The organism is Mycobacterium sp., from assembly GCF_049673265.1.
Lineage (GTDB): Bacteria > Actinomycetota > Actinomycetes > Mycobacteriales > Mycobacteriaceae > Mycobacterium.
Window position 1 is genome coordinate 1 of sequence record NZ_JBATXN010000490.1, and the last position, 1,927, is coordinate 1,927.

General features: G+C 63.2%; 2 protein-coding genes and 1 pseudogene. All 3 read right to left on the minus strand.

The window, feature by feature from the left end:
* Positions 1–441, minus strand: a pseudogene (locus WBF82_RS16995) (hypothetical protein); the annotation flags it as partial.
* 183 nt (positions 442–624) lie between these two features.
* The gene (locus tag WBF82_RS17000) at positions 625–1,053 is read right to left on the minus strand and encodes a pyridoxamine 5'-phosphate oxidase family protein (protein WP_424384138.1); all 429 of its coding nucleotides are present in this window, start codon (positions 1,051–1,053) and stop codon (positions 625–627) included.
* A gap of 29 nt (positions 1,054–1,082) precedes the next feature.
* Positions 1,083–1,927: NADP-dependent oxidoreductase (locus WBF82_RS17005; protein WP_424384139.1), on the minus strand; the 845-nt coding region annotated here is incomplete at its 5' end.

The window sequence follows — 1,927 nt, forward strand, 5'->3', positions numbered from 1 at the left end:
AAGTGCGGTCGATTGGTACGCGGACCGGATGGCATACAGTTCGGCGCCTTGTGACGTTTCACTGACGGCGCGAGCGGCCCTTCCGGCGCCGTCCCAATCGGCGATTGACGGTGCGTCGCCGGGGGCGAATCTGCGATGCAGCTCGGCGATGTCGGTAATCGCATCGGCAGCCGCGGTATTGGCGTATCTCACGACGCCCCAAGGCGGGCTGATCAGCAGTTTGGTCACCCAGAGGTGCATCACATCGTCGGCGACATCGGCGGTGCCGACCGTCAGCCAACCGAGGTCGAGAACGGTCAGGCTGTCTTCGGGCGACAAGTAGCCCTCAGGCCCGGCCAGCAGGTCGTTGCACAACTGGACGAATGAGGCCAGTGGGCGCGCGGACGTGGCCGGGAAGTCGGTGATCTGTTCGTCGCCGTTGATGTATGAAATCGCGTTCATCGCGCATCCTTTGCCTGATCCCGGCTGGTGCGAGCCCCTGGCCAAGCGCAACGGGTGGGTGATGCGGTCGAGGTCCATTCGAGTTGCTCCCTAAGGGTTTTCGAGCTTAAGGGCTATACGTCGGAGATGGACATCTTATGGCAGCTGAAGTCGCCAACCGCTGCGACACGACGGGCCCGAAGCTTAGAGCTCGCCTGTGAAATCGGCGGTTAGCCAACGATCGGGGCGGATGGTGAACAGCACGCTGTTTTCACTTTCCATGCTGCTGACAAACGCGCGGCCACCTTCTTCGCCGAGGTAGCGGATCGCGATGGCTTCGCGCACATCCGACGGCGCGGGCGTCGTAGTGTCGATGACAGTTCCCTCTACGACCACATATTGGTATGGCAGCTCCTCGCGTTGCACAACCAGCGTGACCACCCCGGCGTGTTCGATGAGCTTGGACTTGCGCGCCGTCGCGCCGGTGTTGATCAGAATGTTCCCGCCGGGGGTGTAGCCATACCAAATCGGGGCGCTGGCCGGCGGACGGCCGTCGGTGGCGGCCACGGACAGCACGGCGACGTGCTTGGCTGCGAGAAACTCTTCACGCTCGGTCTCGGTAAACGCTGTCATAAGGGGCTCAACGCGCCGGGCAGGCGAGGCTATTCCAAGGCGAGGATCAGCTTGCCGGTGTTTTCGCCGCGGAACAGCTTGAGCAACGTTTCCGGGAAGTCACCGATGTCGCCGTGTTCGATCTGCTCGTGTGATCGTAGTTCACCACTGTTAAGCCACTTCGCCAGCTGCGCAACACCTTCCGGGTAGCGGTCGGCGTAGTCGAAGATGACATAGCCGGTCATGGATGCGCGCGCGACCAACAGCTGCATGTAGTTGGCCGGCCCCCGCGGGGAATCGTTGTACTGCGACACCGCACCGCAGAGCACGATGCGGGCGCCGCGCGCGAGCCGGTTCAAGGCGGCTTCCAGGGTCGCACCGCCGATATTGTCGAAATACACATCGACACCGTCGGTTGCGTGGGTTTTCAGCGCTGCCCGTAGGTCGGCGTTCTTGTAGTCGATTGCGGCGTCGAAACCAACCTCGTCGACGAGCCAGCGGCATTTCTGCTCGCCGCCGGCGATACCGATGGCGCGGCAGCCCTTGATCCGCGCGATCTGTCCCACAATGCTGCCCACCGATCCGGCTGCCCCGGACACCAGTACGGTTTGGCCCGGCTTCGGCTTGCCGATGTCGAGCAAACCGAAATAGGCGGTCAGCCCACTGATGCCGAGGGCTCCCAAATGCACGGTCGCTGGCGCCAAGCTCGTGTCGATCTTGTTCACGTCGGCGCCGTCGGACAGTGCATAGCGCTGGACGCCGAATAGCCCCGACACCGTATCCCCGACTGCGAATTCGGAATGCCGTGATTCGACGACGCGTCCGATGCCCAGCGACCGCATCACCGCACCCATCTCCACCGAGGGGACATACGAGCGGCCGGCGTTCATCCAGG

What these genes read in the sequence shown, in the direction of transcription:
- WBF82_RS17000 (WP_424384138.1), bottom strand. Translation starts at nt 1,053, where the DNA reads ATGACAGCGTTTACCGAGACCGAGCGTGAAGAGTTTCTCGCAGCCAAG.